12 protein-coding genes are annotated in these 15,583 nt (G+C 59.7%); all 12 read left to right on the forward strand.

All coding sequences use genetic code 11. From position 1 onward, the window contains the following. The first annotated feature begins 213 nt into the window (after positions 1–213). The 12 genes from ABD827_RS06300 to accA all read left to right on the forward strand — a co-directional run bounded on the left by ABD827_RS06300 (position 214) and on the right by accA (position 15,444). Positions 214–1,062 (forward strand): phosphatidate cytidylyltransferase, encoded by an 849-nt coding sequence (locus tag ABD827_RS06300; RefSeq protein WP_344963366.1) that lies wholly within the window; start codon positions 214–216, stop codon positions 1,060–1,062. Beyond that, positions 1,062–2,252: a 1-deoxy-D-xylulose-5-phosphate reductoisomerase gene (gene ispC, locus ABD827_RS06305; protein WP_344963368.1), complete on the forward strand. Its 1,191-nt coding sequence runs from the start codon at positions 1,062–1,064 to the stop codon at positions 2,250–2,252. The genes ABD827_RS06300 and ispC overlap by 1 nt, the downstream gene beginning before the upstream one ends. A gap of 10 nt (positions 2,253–2,262) precedes the next feature. Then, on the forward strand, positions 2,263–3,612 hold the full coding sequence (gene rseP / locus ABD827_RS06310) for a sigma E protease regulator RseP (protein WP_344963517.1): 1,350 nt from the start codon (positions 2,263–2,265) through the stop codon (positions 3,610–3,612). A 29-nt stretch (positions 3,613–3,641) separates the two neighbouring features. Then, on the forward strand, positions 3,642–6,104 hold the full coding sequence (bamA, locus tag ABD827_RS06315) for an outer membrane protein assembly factor BamA (RefSeq protein WP_425567971.1): 2,463 nt from the start codon (positions 3,642–3,644) through the stop codon (positions 6,102–6,104). Between the two features lie 286 nt (positions 6,105–6,390). Beyond that, complete coding sequence (locus tag ABD827_RS06320; protein WP_344963521.1) at positions 6,391–6,885, forward strand: OmpH/Skp family outer membrane protein; 495 nt, start codon at positions 6,391–6,393, stop codon at positions 6,883–6,885. A 38-nt stretch (positions 6,886–6,923) separates the two neighbouring features. Beyond that, the gene (gene lpxD, locus ABD827_RS06325; protein ID WP_344963522.1) at positions 6,924–7,949 is read left to right on the forward strand and encodes a UDP-3-O-(3-hydroxymyristoyl)glucosamine N-acyltransferase; all 1,026 of its coding nucleotides are present in this window, start codon (positions 6,924–6,926) and stop codon (positions 7,947–7,949) included. A 34-nt stretch (positions 7,950–7,983) separates the two neighbouring features. Beyond that, complete coding sequence (gene fabZ, locus ABD827_RS06330) at positions 7,984–8,445, forward strand: 3-hydroxyacyl-ACP dehydratase FabZ (protein WP_071473405.1); 462 nt, start codon at positions 7,984–7,986, stop codon at positions 8,443–8,445. A 2-nt stretch (positions 8,446–8,447) separates the two neighbouring features. Then, entirely contained in the window at positions 8,448–9,239 is a 792-nt protein-coding gene (gene lpxA / locus ABD827_RS06335; protein ID WP_344963370.1) for an acyl-ACP--UDP-N-acetylglucosamine O-acyltransferase, read from the forward strand. Continuing rightward, positions 9,232–10,380 carry a lipid-A-disaccharide synthase gene (lpxB, locus tag ABD827_RS06340; RefSeq protein ID WP_344963372.1) on the forward strand — a complete coding sequence of 383 codons (1,149 nt, stop codon included), beginning with the start codon at positions 9,232–9,234 and terminating at the stop codon, positions 10,378–10,380. The genes lpxA and lpxB overlap by 8 nt, the downstream gene beginning before the upstream one ends. A 10-nt stretch (positions 10,381–10,390) precedes the next feature. After that, positions 10,391–11,008 carry a ribonuclease HII gene (gene rnhB, locus ABD827_RS06345; protein ID WP_344963374.1) on the forward strand — a complete coding sequence of 206 codons (618 nt, stop codon included), beginning with the start codon at positions 10,391–10,393 and terminating at the stop codon, positions 11,006–11,008. Next, complete coding sequence (dnaE, locus tag ABD827_RS06350) at positions 11,005–14,478, forward strand: DNA polymerase III subunit alpha (protein WP_344963376.1); 3,474 nt, start codon at positions 11,005–11,007, stop codon at positions 14,476–14,478. Before rnhB ends, dnaE begins: the two co-directional genes overlap by 4 nt. 12 nt (positions 14,479–14,490) lie before the next feature. Beyond that, positions 14,491–15,444, forward strand: coding sequence for an acetyl-CoA carboxylase carboxyl transferase subunit alpha (gene accA, locus ABD827_RS06355; protein WP_344963378.1), 954 nt, complete (start codon positions 14,491–14,493; stop codon positions 15,442–15,444). Positions 15,445–15,583: the final 139 nt, after the last annotated feature.

Consider the following 15,583-nt stretch of genomic DNA (forward strand, 5'->3'; position numbering starts at 1 on the left):
GGTCGAATTTATTCGACCGTTTTTGATTTGATGTTACGTTCGTGGGTCGATTGAACTCAACCCTACGGGGAGCACCCAGGTTGGGTTGGTCGATTGAAATCGATCTTACGTACATATAAAGACGTGAGCGTTGAGGCGTAAGGAGTGAAGAGTCAGGTGTTTACCCCTCACTCCTCACATTTCACCCCTCACTTCAATAAGAGAGGATATTTCTTGTTAAAGCTTAGAATCATCACGGCCCTGTGCCTGATCCCCCTGGTACTGGCCGCCATTTTTCTGTTGCCGCTGCCGTTCTTTACGCTCTTTGCCGGCGGTGTCTTTTTGCTGGCGGGCCGGGAGTGGGGGCGTTTTATCGATCCGCGCAAGGCCAATGTGGTGATGGTATCGCTGGCCCTGGTATTGATTGGGCTGATGGCCATGGTGCCGATCGATCAGGTCTGGCGTCCGGATCTGAATGATACCGTCGCGCTGGTGCTCGGCGCCGGCGCCGTCTGGTGGCTGATGTCGCTGGTGCTGGTGTTGGTGTACCCGCGCAGCGCGGCCTTCTGGCAAGGCCGGTTGTGGCTGAAGGCGCTGTTTGCGCTGTTCAGCCTGATCCCCTTTTTCTGGGCGTTGCTGGCGCTGCGCAGCTACGAATATGAACAGAATCCCTATTTCGGTGCCTGGTTGCTGTTGTTCGTGATGTCGCTGGTATGGGTGGCCGACACCGGTGCCTATTTTGCCGGCAAGGCGTTCGGCAAGCACAAGCTGTGCCCCCGGGTCAGCCCCGGCAAGACCATAGAAGGCATGATCGGCGGTGTGGTGGCGGCAAGCCTGCTGGCACTGGTGGTCACGCAGACCATGGCGCTACCGATGCAACAAAGTGTGGTGCTGCTGGTGGCCTCCGTGGTGGCGGTATTCGCGTCCGTGCTGGGCGATCTGGTCGAGAGCATGTTCAAGCGTGAAGCGGGCATCAAGGACTCGGGCAGCATTTTGCCGGGTCACGGTGGCATCATGGATCGCATCGACAGCCTCACCGCCGCCCTACCGGTATTTATCGTCGTCGTTCGGGTATTAAGCTGATGGAACTCATCACCATACTCGGGGCTACCGGCTCCATCGGTCAGAGCACGCTGTCGGTGGTGCGTCGGCACCCCGAGCGCTTTCGCGTTTTTGCGTTGACCGCCCACCGGCAGGTTGCACGCATGCTGGCCGATTGCCTGGAATTCTCGCCCCGTTATGCGGTGATGGTGGATGAGTCGGCGGCGCGGGAGCTGCGTCGGCAGCTGGCGGAGCAGGGCAGTAAAACCCGGGTGCTGAGCGGGGCCGAGGCCTTGTGCGAGGTGGCCGCCGAGCCGGAGGTCACCACAGTGATGGCCGCCATCGTCGGGGCCGCCGGTTTGTTGTCTACCCTGGCGGCGGTAAAGAGTGGCAAGCGGGTCTTGCTGGCCAACAAGGAAGCGCTGGTGATGAGTGGCGAGCTGTTCATCGACCTGGTGCATCGCAGCGGTGCCGAGCTGTTGCCGATAGACAGCGAACACAACGCCATTTTTCAGTGCCTGCCCGCCGAGTTGCAGCAAAACCCGGGGCGGGGCAGTCTGGCGGAGGCGGGGGTCGGCAAGATACTGCTTACCGGATCCGGCGGTCCCTTCCGTTATACCCCGGTGAACCAGCTGGCCGGTGTGACGCCGGCTCAGGCGGTGGCGCACCCCAACTGGTCGATGGGGCCGAAAATTTCGGTCGACTCCGCCACCATGATGAACAAGGGGCTGGAATACATAGAGGCGCGCTGGCTGTTCAATGCCGCGCCGAGCCAGCTTGAGGTGCTGGTGCATCCCCAGTCGGTCATTCACTCCATGGTGCAGTATTCGGACGGTTCGGTATTGGCCCAGCTCGGCCAGCCGGATATGATGACCCCCATAGCGCATGCGCTGGCGTATCCGGCGCGCATCGCCTCCGGGGTGGCACCGCTGGACTTCTGCAAGCTGGGTGAGCTCAGCTTTATGGCGCCGGACATGGCGCGTTACCCTTGCCTGCAGCTGGCCATCGACGCCTGTGCCAGCGGCCAGGGCGCCACCACGGCACTGAATGCGGCCAATGAAGAGGCGGTCGCGGCCTTTCTGGCCGGCTCGCTTGATTTTATGGCCATCGCTTCGGTTAACGACGCTGTGATGCAACAGCTGGGCAGCACCCGGGCGACGAGCCTGGACGAGATCATCGCGCTGGATGGCGCAGCACGCCGCTGTGCCACCGCTTTGATACAGAATCGATAAGGAAAACATGATGGGCGACATACTGTGGAATCTGGGCGCCTTTATTGTCGCCCTCGGTATTCTGGTGGCGGTACACGAGTACGGCCACTTCTGGGTGGCGCGGCGCAACGGCGTCAAGGTAGAACGCTTCTCCATCGGCTTCGGCAAGGCCATCTGGCGACGCATGGGTAAGGACGGCACCGAATATGTGGTGGCGCTGATCCCGCTCGGCGGCTACGTCAAGATGCTCGACGGCCGGGTGGATGAGGTGCCTGCCCATTTGCAGGATCAGGCGTTCGACCGCAAGTCGGTGTGGGCGCGTATGGCGATCGTGGTTGCCGGCCCCATGGCCAACTTTGCCTTTGCCATTTTCGCTTTCTGGCTGATGTTTCTGATTGGCGTGCCGGCGGTCAAGCCGGTGCTGAACGATGTGACCTTATCCTCACCGGCGGCCGAGGGCGGCCTGGCGCCGGGCATGGAAATTCTGGCCATCGACGGCAAGGCGGTGCGTACCTGGGAAGAAGTCAACTTTGCCCTGCTTGGGCGTATTGGTGATGACGAAACCCGGTTCGAGGTAGCCGACGGCACCGGGCAACGGCGAGAGGCCATTATTCCACTGGCCGAGTGGCAGTTTGACCCGGATGAAATGTCGCCGATCAGAGCCCTGGGGCTGGAGCCGGTCGGTCCCGAACTCACGCTGACCGTAGCCGAGGTGGTCAATAATGGCCCCGCCGCCGCGGCCGGTGTGCAGTCAGGTGATACCCTGCAGGCCATCGATGGTGAGCCGCTGGCCGACTGGCGGCAACTGGTGTCGCTGGTTCAGGCTTCTCCCGAGGTTCCTGTGGAACTTCAGCTGATGCGTGAGGGTCGAAGCCTGACGCTGACGCTGACGCCGGAGCGGCGTGAAAGCCGCGACCGGGTCATCGGTTATGCGGGCGTGGCGCCCGAGGTGCTGCCGGTAGACGAAGCGTATCGCTTCGAGCTCACCTATGGCCCGTTGGCGGCCATCGGCGCCGGTATCAGCCGAACCTGGGATCTGACGGTGCTGACCTTCCAGATGCTCGGTAAGCTGCTGACCGGCATCGTCTCGGTAGACAACCTGAGCGGCCCCATTTCCATTGCCAAGGGCGCCGGCGCGACCGCCGAGTTCGGCCTGGTTTATTTTCTCGGTTTCATGGCGCTGGTCAGCGTGAACCTCGGCATCATCAACCTGTTACCATTGCCGGTGCTCGACGGCGGGCACCTGCTGTTTTATGTGATAGAAGCGGTGACCGGACGACCGGTACCGGAAAAAATACAGGAAATCGGTTTCAGGATTGGCGCTGCGCTCTTGATAATGCTGATGGGACTGGCGCTGTTTAACGATTTTGCTCGCCTCTAGGGCGACCGACACAAGGATAAAGTCACACCATGTCTGTTAAAGAAAGGTCTGCCAAAGAAAGGGCAATTAAAAAAAGATCGGTTCAAAATACGCTGGTGGCGTCCTGCCTGCTGGGCGCCAGTATGCTGGCCCATGCTCAGGGTGGCATAAGCCCTTTTGTGGTGCAGGACATTCAGGTCAAGGGGCTGCAGCGGGTCACCCTGGGGGCGACCCTGCTTAGCCTGCCGGTGCGAGTCGGTGAAGAAGTGGACTCCGCACGCCTGGCCGAGGCCATCAAGAGCCTGTATGCCTCCGGTAACTTCGAAGATGTACAGCTGCTGCGCGACAACGGCATTCTGGTGGTACAGGTGACCGAACGGCCGACCATTGCCGGTATCAGCTTCAGCGGCAACGAGGAAATCAAGGAAGAGCAGCTCAAGCAGAGTCTGGAAGGGGCCGGGGTACGCATTGGCGAGCCACTGGATCGCACCACCCTGAGCTCGCTCGAACAGGGACTGGAAGACTTTTACTACGGCGTGGGCAAATACTCGGCCCAGGTCAAGGCGGTGCTGACGCCGCTGCCGCGCAATCGGGTCGATCTTAAATTCGAATTCGTGGAAGGTCCGGCCGCCGAGATCAAGCAGATCAACATCGTCGGCAACAAGGCGTTCAGCGAAGAACAGTTGTTGGGTCAGCTGCAGCTGTCAGACAGCGTGCCCTGGTGGAACTTCATGGCCGATCAGCGCTATCAGAAGCAGAAGCTGGCCGGTGACATAGAAACCCTGCGTTCCTACTACCGGGATCGGGGTTATCTCAAGGCCGAGGTGACCTCGACCCAGGTGTCCATGTCGCCGGACAAGGAAGGGGTCTATATCACCCTCAACGTTTCCGAAGGGGAGCGCTATACGGTGTCTGGCGTCAACCTGCGCGGCAATCTTATCGACCGCCAGTCCGAGCTGGAAGCGCTGGTGCCACTGCGTGCCGGTGATCTCTATTCCGCCGCCGATGTGGCCCATATGGAAGAGGTGCTGTCCAAATTCCTCGGCCGCTTCGGCTACGCCTACCCCAAGATTGCCACCTTTCCGCAGATCGATGAAAACAGCAAGAAAGTGGAGCTGGTGGTCAATATCGATCCGGGTAACCGGGTCTATGTGCGCCGCATCAACTTCGGCGGTAACACCATCACCAAAGACGAGGTGCTGCGCCGTGAAATGCGCCAGATGGAAGGCGCCCGGCTGTCAACCGAAGACGTGGAGCAATCCCGTACCCGCCTGAACCGGTTGGGTTTCTTCGAAACCGTCGAGGTGGAAACCCGCCGCATTCCCGGTGAAGACGATCAGGTGGATCTGGACGTCAACGTCAAGGAGCAGCCGGCCGGCTCCATCAACTTCGGCATCGGCTTCGGTACCGACTCCGGTTTCAGCATTCAGGCGGGCCTGCAGCAGGACAACTTCCTCGGTACCGGCAACCGGGTGGGCATCAACTCCCAGATGAACGACTACTCCAAGGATGTGTCGCTGGAGTACACCGACCCTTACTTCACCGTCGATGGTGTCAGCCTCGGTGGCCGACTCTATTACCGTCAGTTTGAAGCCGACGACGCCAACCTGGCCGATTACGACAGCACCCTCTATGGCGTTCGTGCCCTGAGCGGCTTCCCGATTGACGAAGACAACCGGCTGAACTTCAGTGCCGGCTTCGAGCACAACAGCCTGGGCAAGCCGAGCGACAGCTATGTGCAGCTGGACGACTTCTGGAGACTGCATGGCGAGAATGTGTCTGCGAACGATGAAATCAGCTTCAATACCTTCGATGTCACCGCCGGCTGGACCCGCAATACCCTGAACCGGGGTTACTTCCCCACCGCCGGTAATCGCCAGAACCTGTCGCTCAAGGTAACGGTACCCGGCTCGGATCTGCAGTATTACAAGACCAGCTTCGACGATGCCCATTACTTCCCGCTCGACCGCGAGCATAACTGGGTGCTGACCGGCAAGTTCCGCGCCTCTTACGGTGACGGTTACGGCGATGCCACCAACGGCAGCCAGGGCCTGCCTTTCTTCGAGAATTACTACGCCGGTGGCTTCAGCACCCTGCGTGGCTTCAAGAGCAACTCGGTGGGCCCGCGGGCTGTATATGAAAGAAATGGCAAATTTGAAGGCGACGACAGCACCATCGGCGGCAACGCCCTGGTGGCGGCCTCGGCCGAGCTGATCGTGCCCACGCCGTTCGCCGGTGAAGATCTGCAACGCTCGCTGCGTACCAGCGTGTTCATGGACGTAGGTAGCGTGTGGAACACCAATTTCTCGGCGGACTATGCCGCTAACTGTGTAAGCCAATGCGACCTGATCTACGACTTCGGCGATCCGTCCAACATTCGCGCCTCCGCCGGCGTCAGCATGCAATGGCTGTCACCGCTGGGCCCGCTGGTGTTCTCGCTCGCCAGCCCGCTGAAAGAAGTGGAAGGCGACCGTACCGAGGTGTTCAACTTCAACATCGGCCGGACGTTTTAAACCCCGTTAGGGGTGAGGTGTTAGAGGTGAGGGAAGTACAGTAACCCCACCCTGACCCTCCCCTTGCGTTGCACCCCGCCGTTATTCTGCAGGGATGAGGTTAAAGGGGAGGGAACCGTATGGCGTCGATTGTAAAAGGCGGCGCCGTTCTGCTCCTCCCCCTTGGCAGCGGGGATACAGATATCACGGCAGGTTTTCGCCAGGGGGAGGCTGGGTGGGGGGGCAGGGGTTTCCCCTCACACCTCACTCCTCACATTTACTTAAACAGGAGCTTACCTTGAAACAGATGATGAAAATGATGGGCGTACTGGCCCTGATGCTGACCGCGACTCTGGCTCATGCCCAAAGTGGCAAGATTGCGGTGGTAGACACCGGTGCCGTCTTCCAGAACATGCCCCAGCGTCAGGCGGTGGCCAGGCAACTGGAAAGCGAGTTTGGTGCCCGGGTCAAGGAAGTGCAGAAAATGGAAGCCGATGGCCGCAGCTTTATTGAAAAGCAGCAAAAGGACATGGCGTTCATGAACGATCAGCAAAAGGCCGAGGCCCAGAAAAAGCTGAACGAAATGCAGAGCGCCTATGTGCAGAAGCGTCGCAAGCTTGAAGAAGATCAGGCTCGCCGCGAGAGCGAAGAGCGCAAGAAAATGCTGGCGCGTATTCAAACCGCCATCGACGAGATCACCAGGGCCAGGGGGCTGGATCTGGTGATCGAGCGGGGCGCCGTCGTCTATGTTTCACCGGCCCTCGATATCACCAAACAGGTGATCGGCAAGGTCAGCAAGTAAAGCCCGGTTTTGATGAGTATTTGATTATGACTAGTAGGTTGCAAGAGATCACGTTACAGGAACTGGCCCGGCAGCTGAATGCCGAACTCAAGGGTGACCCGAGTCGGGTTATTCGTCGGGTCAACACTCTGGACAAGGCAGGCCCGGACGAGGTGGCCTTTTTGTCGGACAGCAAGTATCACTCCCTGCTGAAAAACACCAGGGCCGGGGCGGTGATCGTCACGAGTGCCGATCAGGCACTGTGCCCGGTGGCCAGCCTGGTGATGACCGACCCGTATCTGGGCTTTGCCCTGGCCGCCCAGGCGCTGGACACCACGCCGCAACCGGCGGTGGATATTCATCCCACGGCGGTGATTGCCGACGATGTCACTCTGGGGGAAGGCGTGGCCATCGGTGCCAATGCGGTGATCGAATCCGGGGTGGTGCTGGGAGATGGCGTGGTGATTGGCGCCGGTTGCTTTATCGGCAAAGGCGCTCGTCTCGGCGCCAACAGCCGCCTGTGGGCCAACGTGACTCTGTACCATAGAGTCGAGCTGGGCGAACGCTGCCTGGTGCAGTCGGGTGCTATCATTGGCGGCGACGGCTTCGGTTATGCCAACAACAAGGGCGAGTGGGTCAAGATTCCGCAGCTGGGGACCGTGATTATCGGTAACCGGGTCGAAATTGGCGCCGGCACCACCATAGACCGCGGTGCATTGGGCGATACTTGCATTGCCGATAATGTGATAATCGACAATCTGTGCCAGGTTGCCCATAACGTCAGCATCGGTTACGGCACCGCCATTGCCGGTGGTACCGTGATGGCGGGTAGTCTCAAAGTCGGTAAATATTGTATTATTGGCGGCGCCGTGGTGATCAATGGTCACATCGAGATCTGTGATGGAGTGACCATCACCGGCATGAGCATGGTAATGCGGCCCATTACCGAGCCGGGTCTCTATTCTTCCGGTATTCCGTTGCAGCCCAATAAAGAATGGCGTAAAACGGCGGCGCGGGTGATGCGCATCGACGATATGCACAAGCGGTTAAACCGGCTTGAAAAGCAGTCAGACAAAAAAAATTAAGCAAAATTGGTAGGGTTACATTTTGAACAATGAACTGAATAACGAACAGAATCAGTTGGATATCCAGGAAATTCTGGAACTGCTGCCGCACCGCTACCCGTTTTTGATGGTAGACAAGGTGGCACATTATGAAATTAGCCCTGAGCGCAAGACCCTGAGAGGCATCAAGAATGTGTCTTTCAACGAGCCGATGTTCACCGGCCATTTTCCGAACAAGCCGGTGTTTCCGGGGGTATTGATCCTGGAAGCCATGGCCCAGGCCACCGGCATTCTGGCGTTCAAGATGGTGGGCAAGCCCAAGCCCAACGAGCTGTATTATTTCGCCTCTATCGACAACGCCCGCTTCAAGCGCCCCGTGGTGCCGGGAGACCAGCTGGTGCTGGACGTGGTCTATCTTAAAGAACGTCGTGGTATCGCCAAATTTACCGGTGTTGCCACCGTCGACGGCGAAGTGGTCTGTACCGCCGAACTGATGTGTGCCAAACGCGAGGGTTGAGTGTGATAGAGCCAAGTGCAGTAATTCATGAAACCGCCATCGTCCATCCGGACGCCAAAATCGGCAAGGGGGTCGAAATCGGCCCCTGGACCCTGATTGGCCCGGAAGTGGAAATCGGCGACGACTGCTGGATAGGCCCCCATGTGGTGATCAAGGGGCCCACCCGTATCGGCCAGCGTAATCGCATCTTTCAGTTTTGCTCCATCGGAGAAGACTGCCAGGACAAGAAATACGCCGGCGAGCGTACCGTGCTGGAAATCGGCGACGATAACGTGATTCGCGAGTCCTGCACTTTTCACCGGGGCACCAGTCAGGATGAAAGCCTGACCCGGGTCGGCAGCCGCAACCTGTTCATGGTGAACGTGCACGTGGCGCACGACTGTCGCATCGGTGACGATTGCATCTTTGCCAACAACGCCACCCTGGCGGGCCATGTGCACATCGGCTCGCACGTGATCTTCGGCGGTCATGCCGCCATTCACCAGTTTGGCCGGGTCGGCAGCCACGCCTTTATCGCCGGCTGTGCCGCGCTGAACAAGGACGTGCCGCCCTATGTGATGGCCGCCGGTCTCTACGCCAAGCCGTTCGGCGTGAACTCCGAGGGTTTGCGCCGTCGAGGCTTTTCCCCCGAGGGGATTTCGGCCATCAAGAAAGCCTACAAGATCATTTTCAGAAGCGGAAAAACCGTGGACGAAGTGATTCCCGAGCTGGAAGCGCTGAACCAGCAGCAGCCGGAAGTGGGCATCATGGTCGAGTTTCTCAAGCAAAACGAGCGCGGTATCATTCGTGCCTGAGGCTCGCCCCCTGCGTATCGGTATCGTCGCCGGCGAAGTGTCCGGCGACACCCTGGGCGCCGGTCTGATTCGCGAGCTGCGGGCGCGCCATCCGAATGCGGTGTTCGAAGGCATCGCCGGCCCCCAGATGGTGGCCGAGGGCTGTACCGCCCTGTTCGAGATGGAGGAGTTGGCGGTGATGGGGCTGGTCGAGGTGTTGGGCCGACTGCCGCGTATTCTGACCATTCGCAAGCAGATCATTCGCCACTTCATCGAGAATCCGCCCGACGTGTTCGTGGGCATCGACGCCCCGGACTTCAACATCGGTGTCGAACTTAAATTACGCAAGAGTGGCATTGCCACCCTGCATTACGTCAGCCCCTCGGTATGGGCCTGGCGGCAAAACCGAATTCACAAGATCAAGGCCGCCACCGACATGGTGCTGGCCTTTCTGCCGTTTGAAAAAGCCTTCTACGACCGTTTCGATGCCCCTTGTCGCTTCATCGGCCATACCCTGGCCGATCAAATGCCGCTGGTGCCCGACACTCAAGGCGCGCGCGAGCGGCTGGGCCTCAAGCCCGATGGCCGTTACCTGGCCCTGTTGCCCGGCAGCCGGCATGCGGAAGTGACCCTGCTCAGCCCCGTGTATCTGGAAGCCTGCAAACAGCTCAAGGTGCGCCACCCCGAGCTGGAATTTGTGGTGCCGCTGGTCAGTGCCAAACGGCGTGAAGAGTTTATGGCCATCAAGCAGCAGGTGGCGCCCCATCTCGATATCACCCTGATCGAAGGCCGGGGGCGGGATGTGATGACCGCCGCCGATGTGATTCTGCTGGCATCCGGCACCGCCACCCTGGAGGCAATGCTGGCCAAGAAGCCGATGGTGGTGGGCTACAGGTTCAAGCCGGTCAGCTACTGGCTGGCCAACAAGCTGGTGCATACCGCCTATGCCTCACTGCCCAACCTGCTGGCGGATCAAATGCTGGTGAGCGAGCTGATTCAACATGAATGCACGCCCGGCCATATCGTGGACGAAGTCGGCAAGTTGCTGGACAACGACACCAGTAGCTTGGTGGCGCAATTTACCCAACTGCATAAAAAAATTCGCTGTAACGCCGACGAGCAGGCCGCGCTGGCGGTGCTGGAACTGGCCAATAGAATATGACAAACATGATATGACAGACATCGTTTATCCCCAGGGCGTGCTGGTGGCGGGCGTCGATGAAGTGGGCCGCGGCCCGCTGGTCGGCGATGTGGTCACCGCCGCGGTGATCCTGGACCCGAATAACCCCATTCCCGGTCTCAATGATTCCAAGAAACTGAGCGAGAAAAAACGCGAGTTGCTGGCGCCACTTATTCGCGAACGCGCCCTGGCCTGGGCCATCGGTCGCTGCTCGCCGGCCGAAATCGACGAGCTGAATATTCTGCAGGCCACCATGCTGGCCATGAGCCGGGCGGTGGCGGCACTCGCCGTGCAACCCGGCTTCGTGTTTATCGACGGTAATCGCTGCCCCAGCCTGCCGATGCCATCTCAGGCGGTGGTCAAGGGCGACAGCCGGGTGGCCGAAATCAGTGCCGCCTCCATTCTGGCCAAGGTGGCGCGGGATCAGGAGATGATCGCGCTGGATGCCTTGCACCCCCAGTACGGCTTTGCCCGCCACAAGGGCTATCCGACCAGGGATCACCTGGCGGCGCTGGCCGAGCATGGCGTGCTGCCGGAATACCGTTGCAGCTTCAAGCCGGTGGCGGCGCTGCTGGCTGCCGGCAATGACTTAGCGGCGGCTGGCAAATGAGTACGCCTTTCGTCCATCTGCGCATTCACTCGGACTTTTCCATGGTGGATGGGGTGGCCAAAATCGGCCCCATCAACCAGCGCGCGAGCGAGCTGGGCTATCCGGCGCTGGCGCTGACCGATCAGATGAACCTCTGCGGCCTGGTCCGCTTTTACGGCGATGCGCACCGCAAGGGGCTCAAGCCCATCGTCGGCACCGATATCTGGGTACAGAGCGACGAGCTGGGCGAACAGCTGTTTCGCCTCACCCTGCTGGCGATGGACAATACCGGCTACCAGAGCATTACCCGCATTATTTCCAAGGCCTACGAGCGCGGTCACGTACAGCATCGGCCGCTGGTGGACAAGGCCTGGCTGGCCGAGTTCAGCGAAGGCATTATCGTGCTGTCCGGCGGGCGCGAAGGCGATGTGGGCATCGGCCTGCTCAAGGGCAACGAGGCGCTGGTCAGCCAGTGTCTCGGTTTTTACCGGCAGCATTTTCCGGATCGTTATTACCTGGAGCTGCAACGAACCGAGCGACCGGACGAAGAAAGCTACCTGCACATGGCGGTGGCGGTGGCCGAGCGCGACGGCCTGCCGGTGGTGGCCACCAACGAGGTGGTGTTTCTCGATAAAAGCGACTTCGACGCCCACGAGATCCGGGTGGCCATTCACGACGGTTACACCCTGGACGACAAGCGCCGCCCCCGGCGTTACAGCCCGGAACAGTACCTGAAAAGCCCGGCCGAGATGGTCGAGCTGTTTGCCGACATTCCCGAGGCGCTGGAAAACAGCGTGGAGATCGCCAAGCGCTGTAACGTGACGGTGCGGCTGGGTGAGTACTTTTTGCCGGACTTTCCTACCGGCGACATGAGCATCGAAGACTTTCTGGTCAAATGCTCGCAAGACGGGCTGGAAGAGCGACTGGCGTTTCTGTTTCCCGATCCGGCCGTGCGTGCCGAAAAACGGGGCGAGTACGACGAGCGACTGAAGATCGAGCTGGAAGTGATCAACCAGATGGGCTTTCCCGGTTACTTCCTGATCGTGATGGAGTTTATCCAGTGGTCCAAGGATAACGGCATTCCGGTCGGTCCCGGTCGGGGCTCGGGCGCCGGATCCTTGGTGGCCTATGCGCTCAAGATCACCGACCTGGATCCGCTCGAATTCGATCTGCTGTTCGAACGCTTCCTGAATCCGGAGCGGGTGTCGATGCCCGACTTCGATATCGACTTCTGCATGGACCGACGCGACGAGGTGATCGACCACGTGGCCGAGCTGTATGGCCGGGACGCGGTAAGCCAGATCATCACCTTCGGCACCATGGCCGCCAAGGCGGTGGTACGCGACGTGGGTCGGGTGCTGGGCCACCCTTACGGTTTTGTCGATCGCATCTCCAAGCTGATACCGCCGGATCCGGGCATGACCCTGGCCAAGGCCTTCGAGGTCGAGCCCAAGCTGCCCGAAATGTACGATCAGGACGAAGAGGTCAAGGCGCTGATCGACATGGCGCGGGCGCTGGAAGGGGTGACCCGTAACGCCGGCAAGCACGCCGGGGGTGTGGTGATAGCACCCACCCGCATCACCGACTTCTCGCCGCTCTATTGCGACGAGCACGGCCGCAACCCGGTCACCCAGTTCGACAAGAACGATGTGGAAGAAGCGGGTCTGGTGAAGTTCGATTTCCTCGGCCTGCGTACCCTGACCATCATCGACTGGGCGCTGGGCATGATTAACCCCAGGCTGGCGAAAGAAGGCAAGCCCCCGGTCGACATCGCCGCCATTCCCATGACGGATCAGGCTTCGTTCAAGGTACTGAAGCGCTTCGAAACCACGGCGGTGTTCCAGCTCGAATCCCGCGGCATGAAGGATCTGATCAAGCGGCTGCAGCCCGACTCGTTCGAAGATATGATCGCCCTGGTGGCGCTGTTCCGGCCCGGGCCGCTTCAGTCGGGCATGGTAGACAACTTCATCGACCGTAAGCACGGTCGCGAGGCGGTGTCTTACCCGGATGCCACCTGGCAGCACGAGTCACTCAAGCCGATTCTGGAGCCCACCTACGGCATCATTCTCTATCAAGAGCAGGTGATGCAAATCGCCCAGGTGCTGGCAGGCTATTCGCTCGGCGGCGCGGATCTGTTACGCCGGGCCATGGGCAAGAAAAAGCCGGAAGAAATGGCCAAGCAGCGTGCCGGTTTCGAGGCCGGGGCGACAGAAAACGGCATCGATGGCGAACTGGCGATCAAGATCTTCGATCTGGTGGAAAAGTTTGCTGGCTACGGCTTCAACAAATCCCACTCCGCCGCCTACGCCCTGGTGTCGTACCAGACCCTGTGGCTGAAAACCCACTACCCGGCCGAGTTTATGGCAGCGGTAATGACCGCCGACATGGACAACACCGACAAGGTGGTGACCCTGGTCGACGAATGCCAGCGCATGGGGCTGAACTTGCTGCCGCCGGACGTCAATTCCGGCCGTTATCGCTTCACCGTTAACGAAGACGGCCATATCGTCTACGGCATCGGCGCCATCAAGGGCGTGGGTGAGGCACCGATAGACTCGATTCTGGCGGCGAGAGAGCAGGGCGGTGCGTTCCGTGATCTGTTCGACTTCTGCAACCGGGTCGATCTGAAAAAGCTGAACAAAAGGGTGATGGAAAAGCTGATCCTGTCCGGTGCCATGGACCGGCTGGGCCCGCATCGGGCTTCGCTGATGGCGACCCTGACCGAGGCGATGAAGGCGGCGGAGCAGCATGCCAGGGCCGAGTCACTGGGTCAGAGCGACATGTTCGGCGTGCTGGTGGAAGAAGCGCACATAGAGCATGCCTTCGTGGATGTGCCGGCCTGGCCCGACAACGTCTGGCTGGACGGCGAACGGGACACCCTGGGGCTGTATCTGACCGGGCACCCGATCAACCAGTATGCCAAAGAGCTGCGCCATTACACCACGGGGCGGCTGATAGAATTGCAGGCCACCAGTCGCGATAAAACCACCACCGCCGCCGGCTTGGTGATTGCCGCCCGGGTGATGACCACCAAGCGGGGCAACCGCATGGGCATCCTTACCCTGGACGACAGATCCGGCCGCCTGGACGTGACCCTGTTCTCGGAAGCACTGGAACGCTATGAGTCTTTGCTGGAAAAGGATAAAATCCTGGTCATCAGCGGACAGGTCAGCTTTGATGACTTCTCCGGCGGCCTTAAAATGTCGGCACGAGAAGTGCTTGATATCAGTGACGCCCGCGAGCGCTTTGCTCGTGGTTTGGCGTTGAACATCGATAAAAGTCAGGTAGATCAGGACTTTTTTACCCAATTGCTGGACATACTCACCCCCGTGCGGGCGGGAGTCTGTCCTGTTCGAGTGACCTATTGCCGACCAGGAGCGCGGGCGCAGCTGACTCTGGGCACCGAGTGGCGGGTAACCCCCACCGACCAGATGCTGGCGTCGTTGAAGCAGTTGCTGGGTCAGGATAAAGTCGAACTAATTTTTGAATAGAAGGTATCTTTGATGAGCCACCATTTCCTGGATTTTGAACAACCGATTGCCGAGCTGCAGGCCCAGATTGAAGAACTTCGCCATGTCAGTGAAGGCGAAATGGAGATCGACCTGGGTGAAGATATCAAGCGTCTGGAAATCAAGCGCGACGAGCTCACCAAAAAGGTCTTCAACAACCTGGGCCCCTGGCAGATCTCCCAGCTGGCCCGCCATCCGCGTCGCCCTTACACCCTCGATTATCTCGAGATGATGTTTGGTGAATTCGACGAGCTGGCCGGTGACCGCGCCTATGCGGATGACAAGGCCATTGTCGGTGGCGTTGCCCGCTTCGAAGGTCGCCCCGTGATGGTGATTGGCCAGCAGAAAGGCCGTGAAACCAAAGAGAAGATCAAGCGCAACTTCGGTATGCCCCGCCCCGAAGGTTACCGCAAGGCGCTGCGATTGATGGAAATGGCCGAGCGCTTCAAGATGCCGATCCTGACCTTTATCGACACCCCCGGCGCCTACCCGGGTGTGGGTGCCGAAGAGCGTGGCCAGTCTGAAGCCATTGCCCGTAACCTGAAAGTCATGGCCGGTCTCAAGACCCCCATCATCTGTACCGTGATCGGCGAAGGCGGCTCCGGCGGCGCTTTGGCCATTGGCGTGGGTGACCGGGTCAACATGCTGCAGTATTCCACCTATTCGGTGATCTCGCCCGAAGGCTGTGCCTCCATTCTGTGGAAGAGTGCCGACAAGGCCTCGCTGGCCGCCGAAGCCATGGGCATTACGGCAAGCCGCATTCACGAGCTGAAGCTGATCGACAACGTGGTGGAAGAGCCGATGGGCGGCGCCCACAGCAATCCGCAGCACATGGCCGAAAACCTGAAAGCGCGGCTGATCACCGATCTGAACGATCTGGATCAGCTGGATACCGACACCCTGCTGGAACAGCGTTACCAGCGTTTGATGAACTACGGTTACTGCTGATTCTGTTGTGAGGGGTGAGGGGTGAGGGGCAAGGCGTCTCACTCCTCACCTCACTCCTCACCTCACTCCTCACCCCTAACACTTCACATTTTTTAGCTGTTTGTTTTTTAAACCGGCTATGGCAGGATCCTGCCATTCT

The organism is Oceanisphaera sediminis (assembly GCF_039539745.1).
Lineage (GTDB): Bacteria > Pseudomonadota > Gammaproteobacteria > Enterobacterales > Aeromonadaceae > Oceanimonas > Oceanimonas sediminis.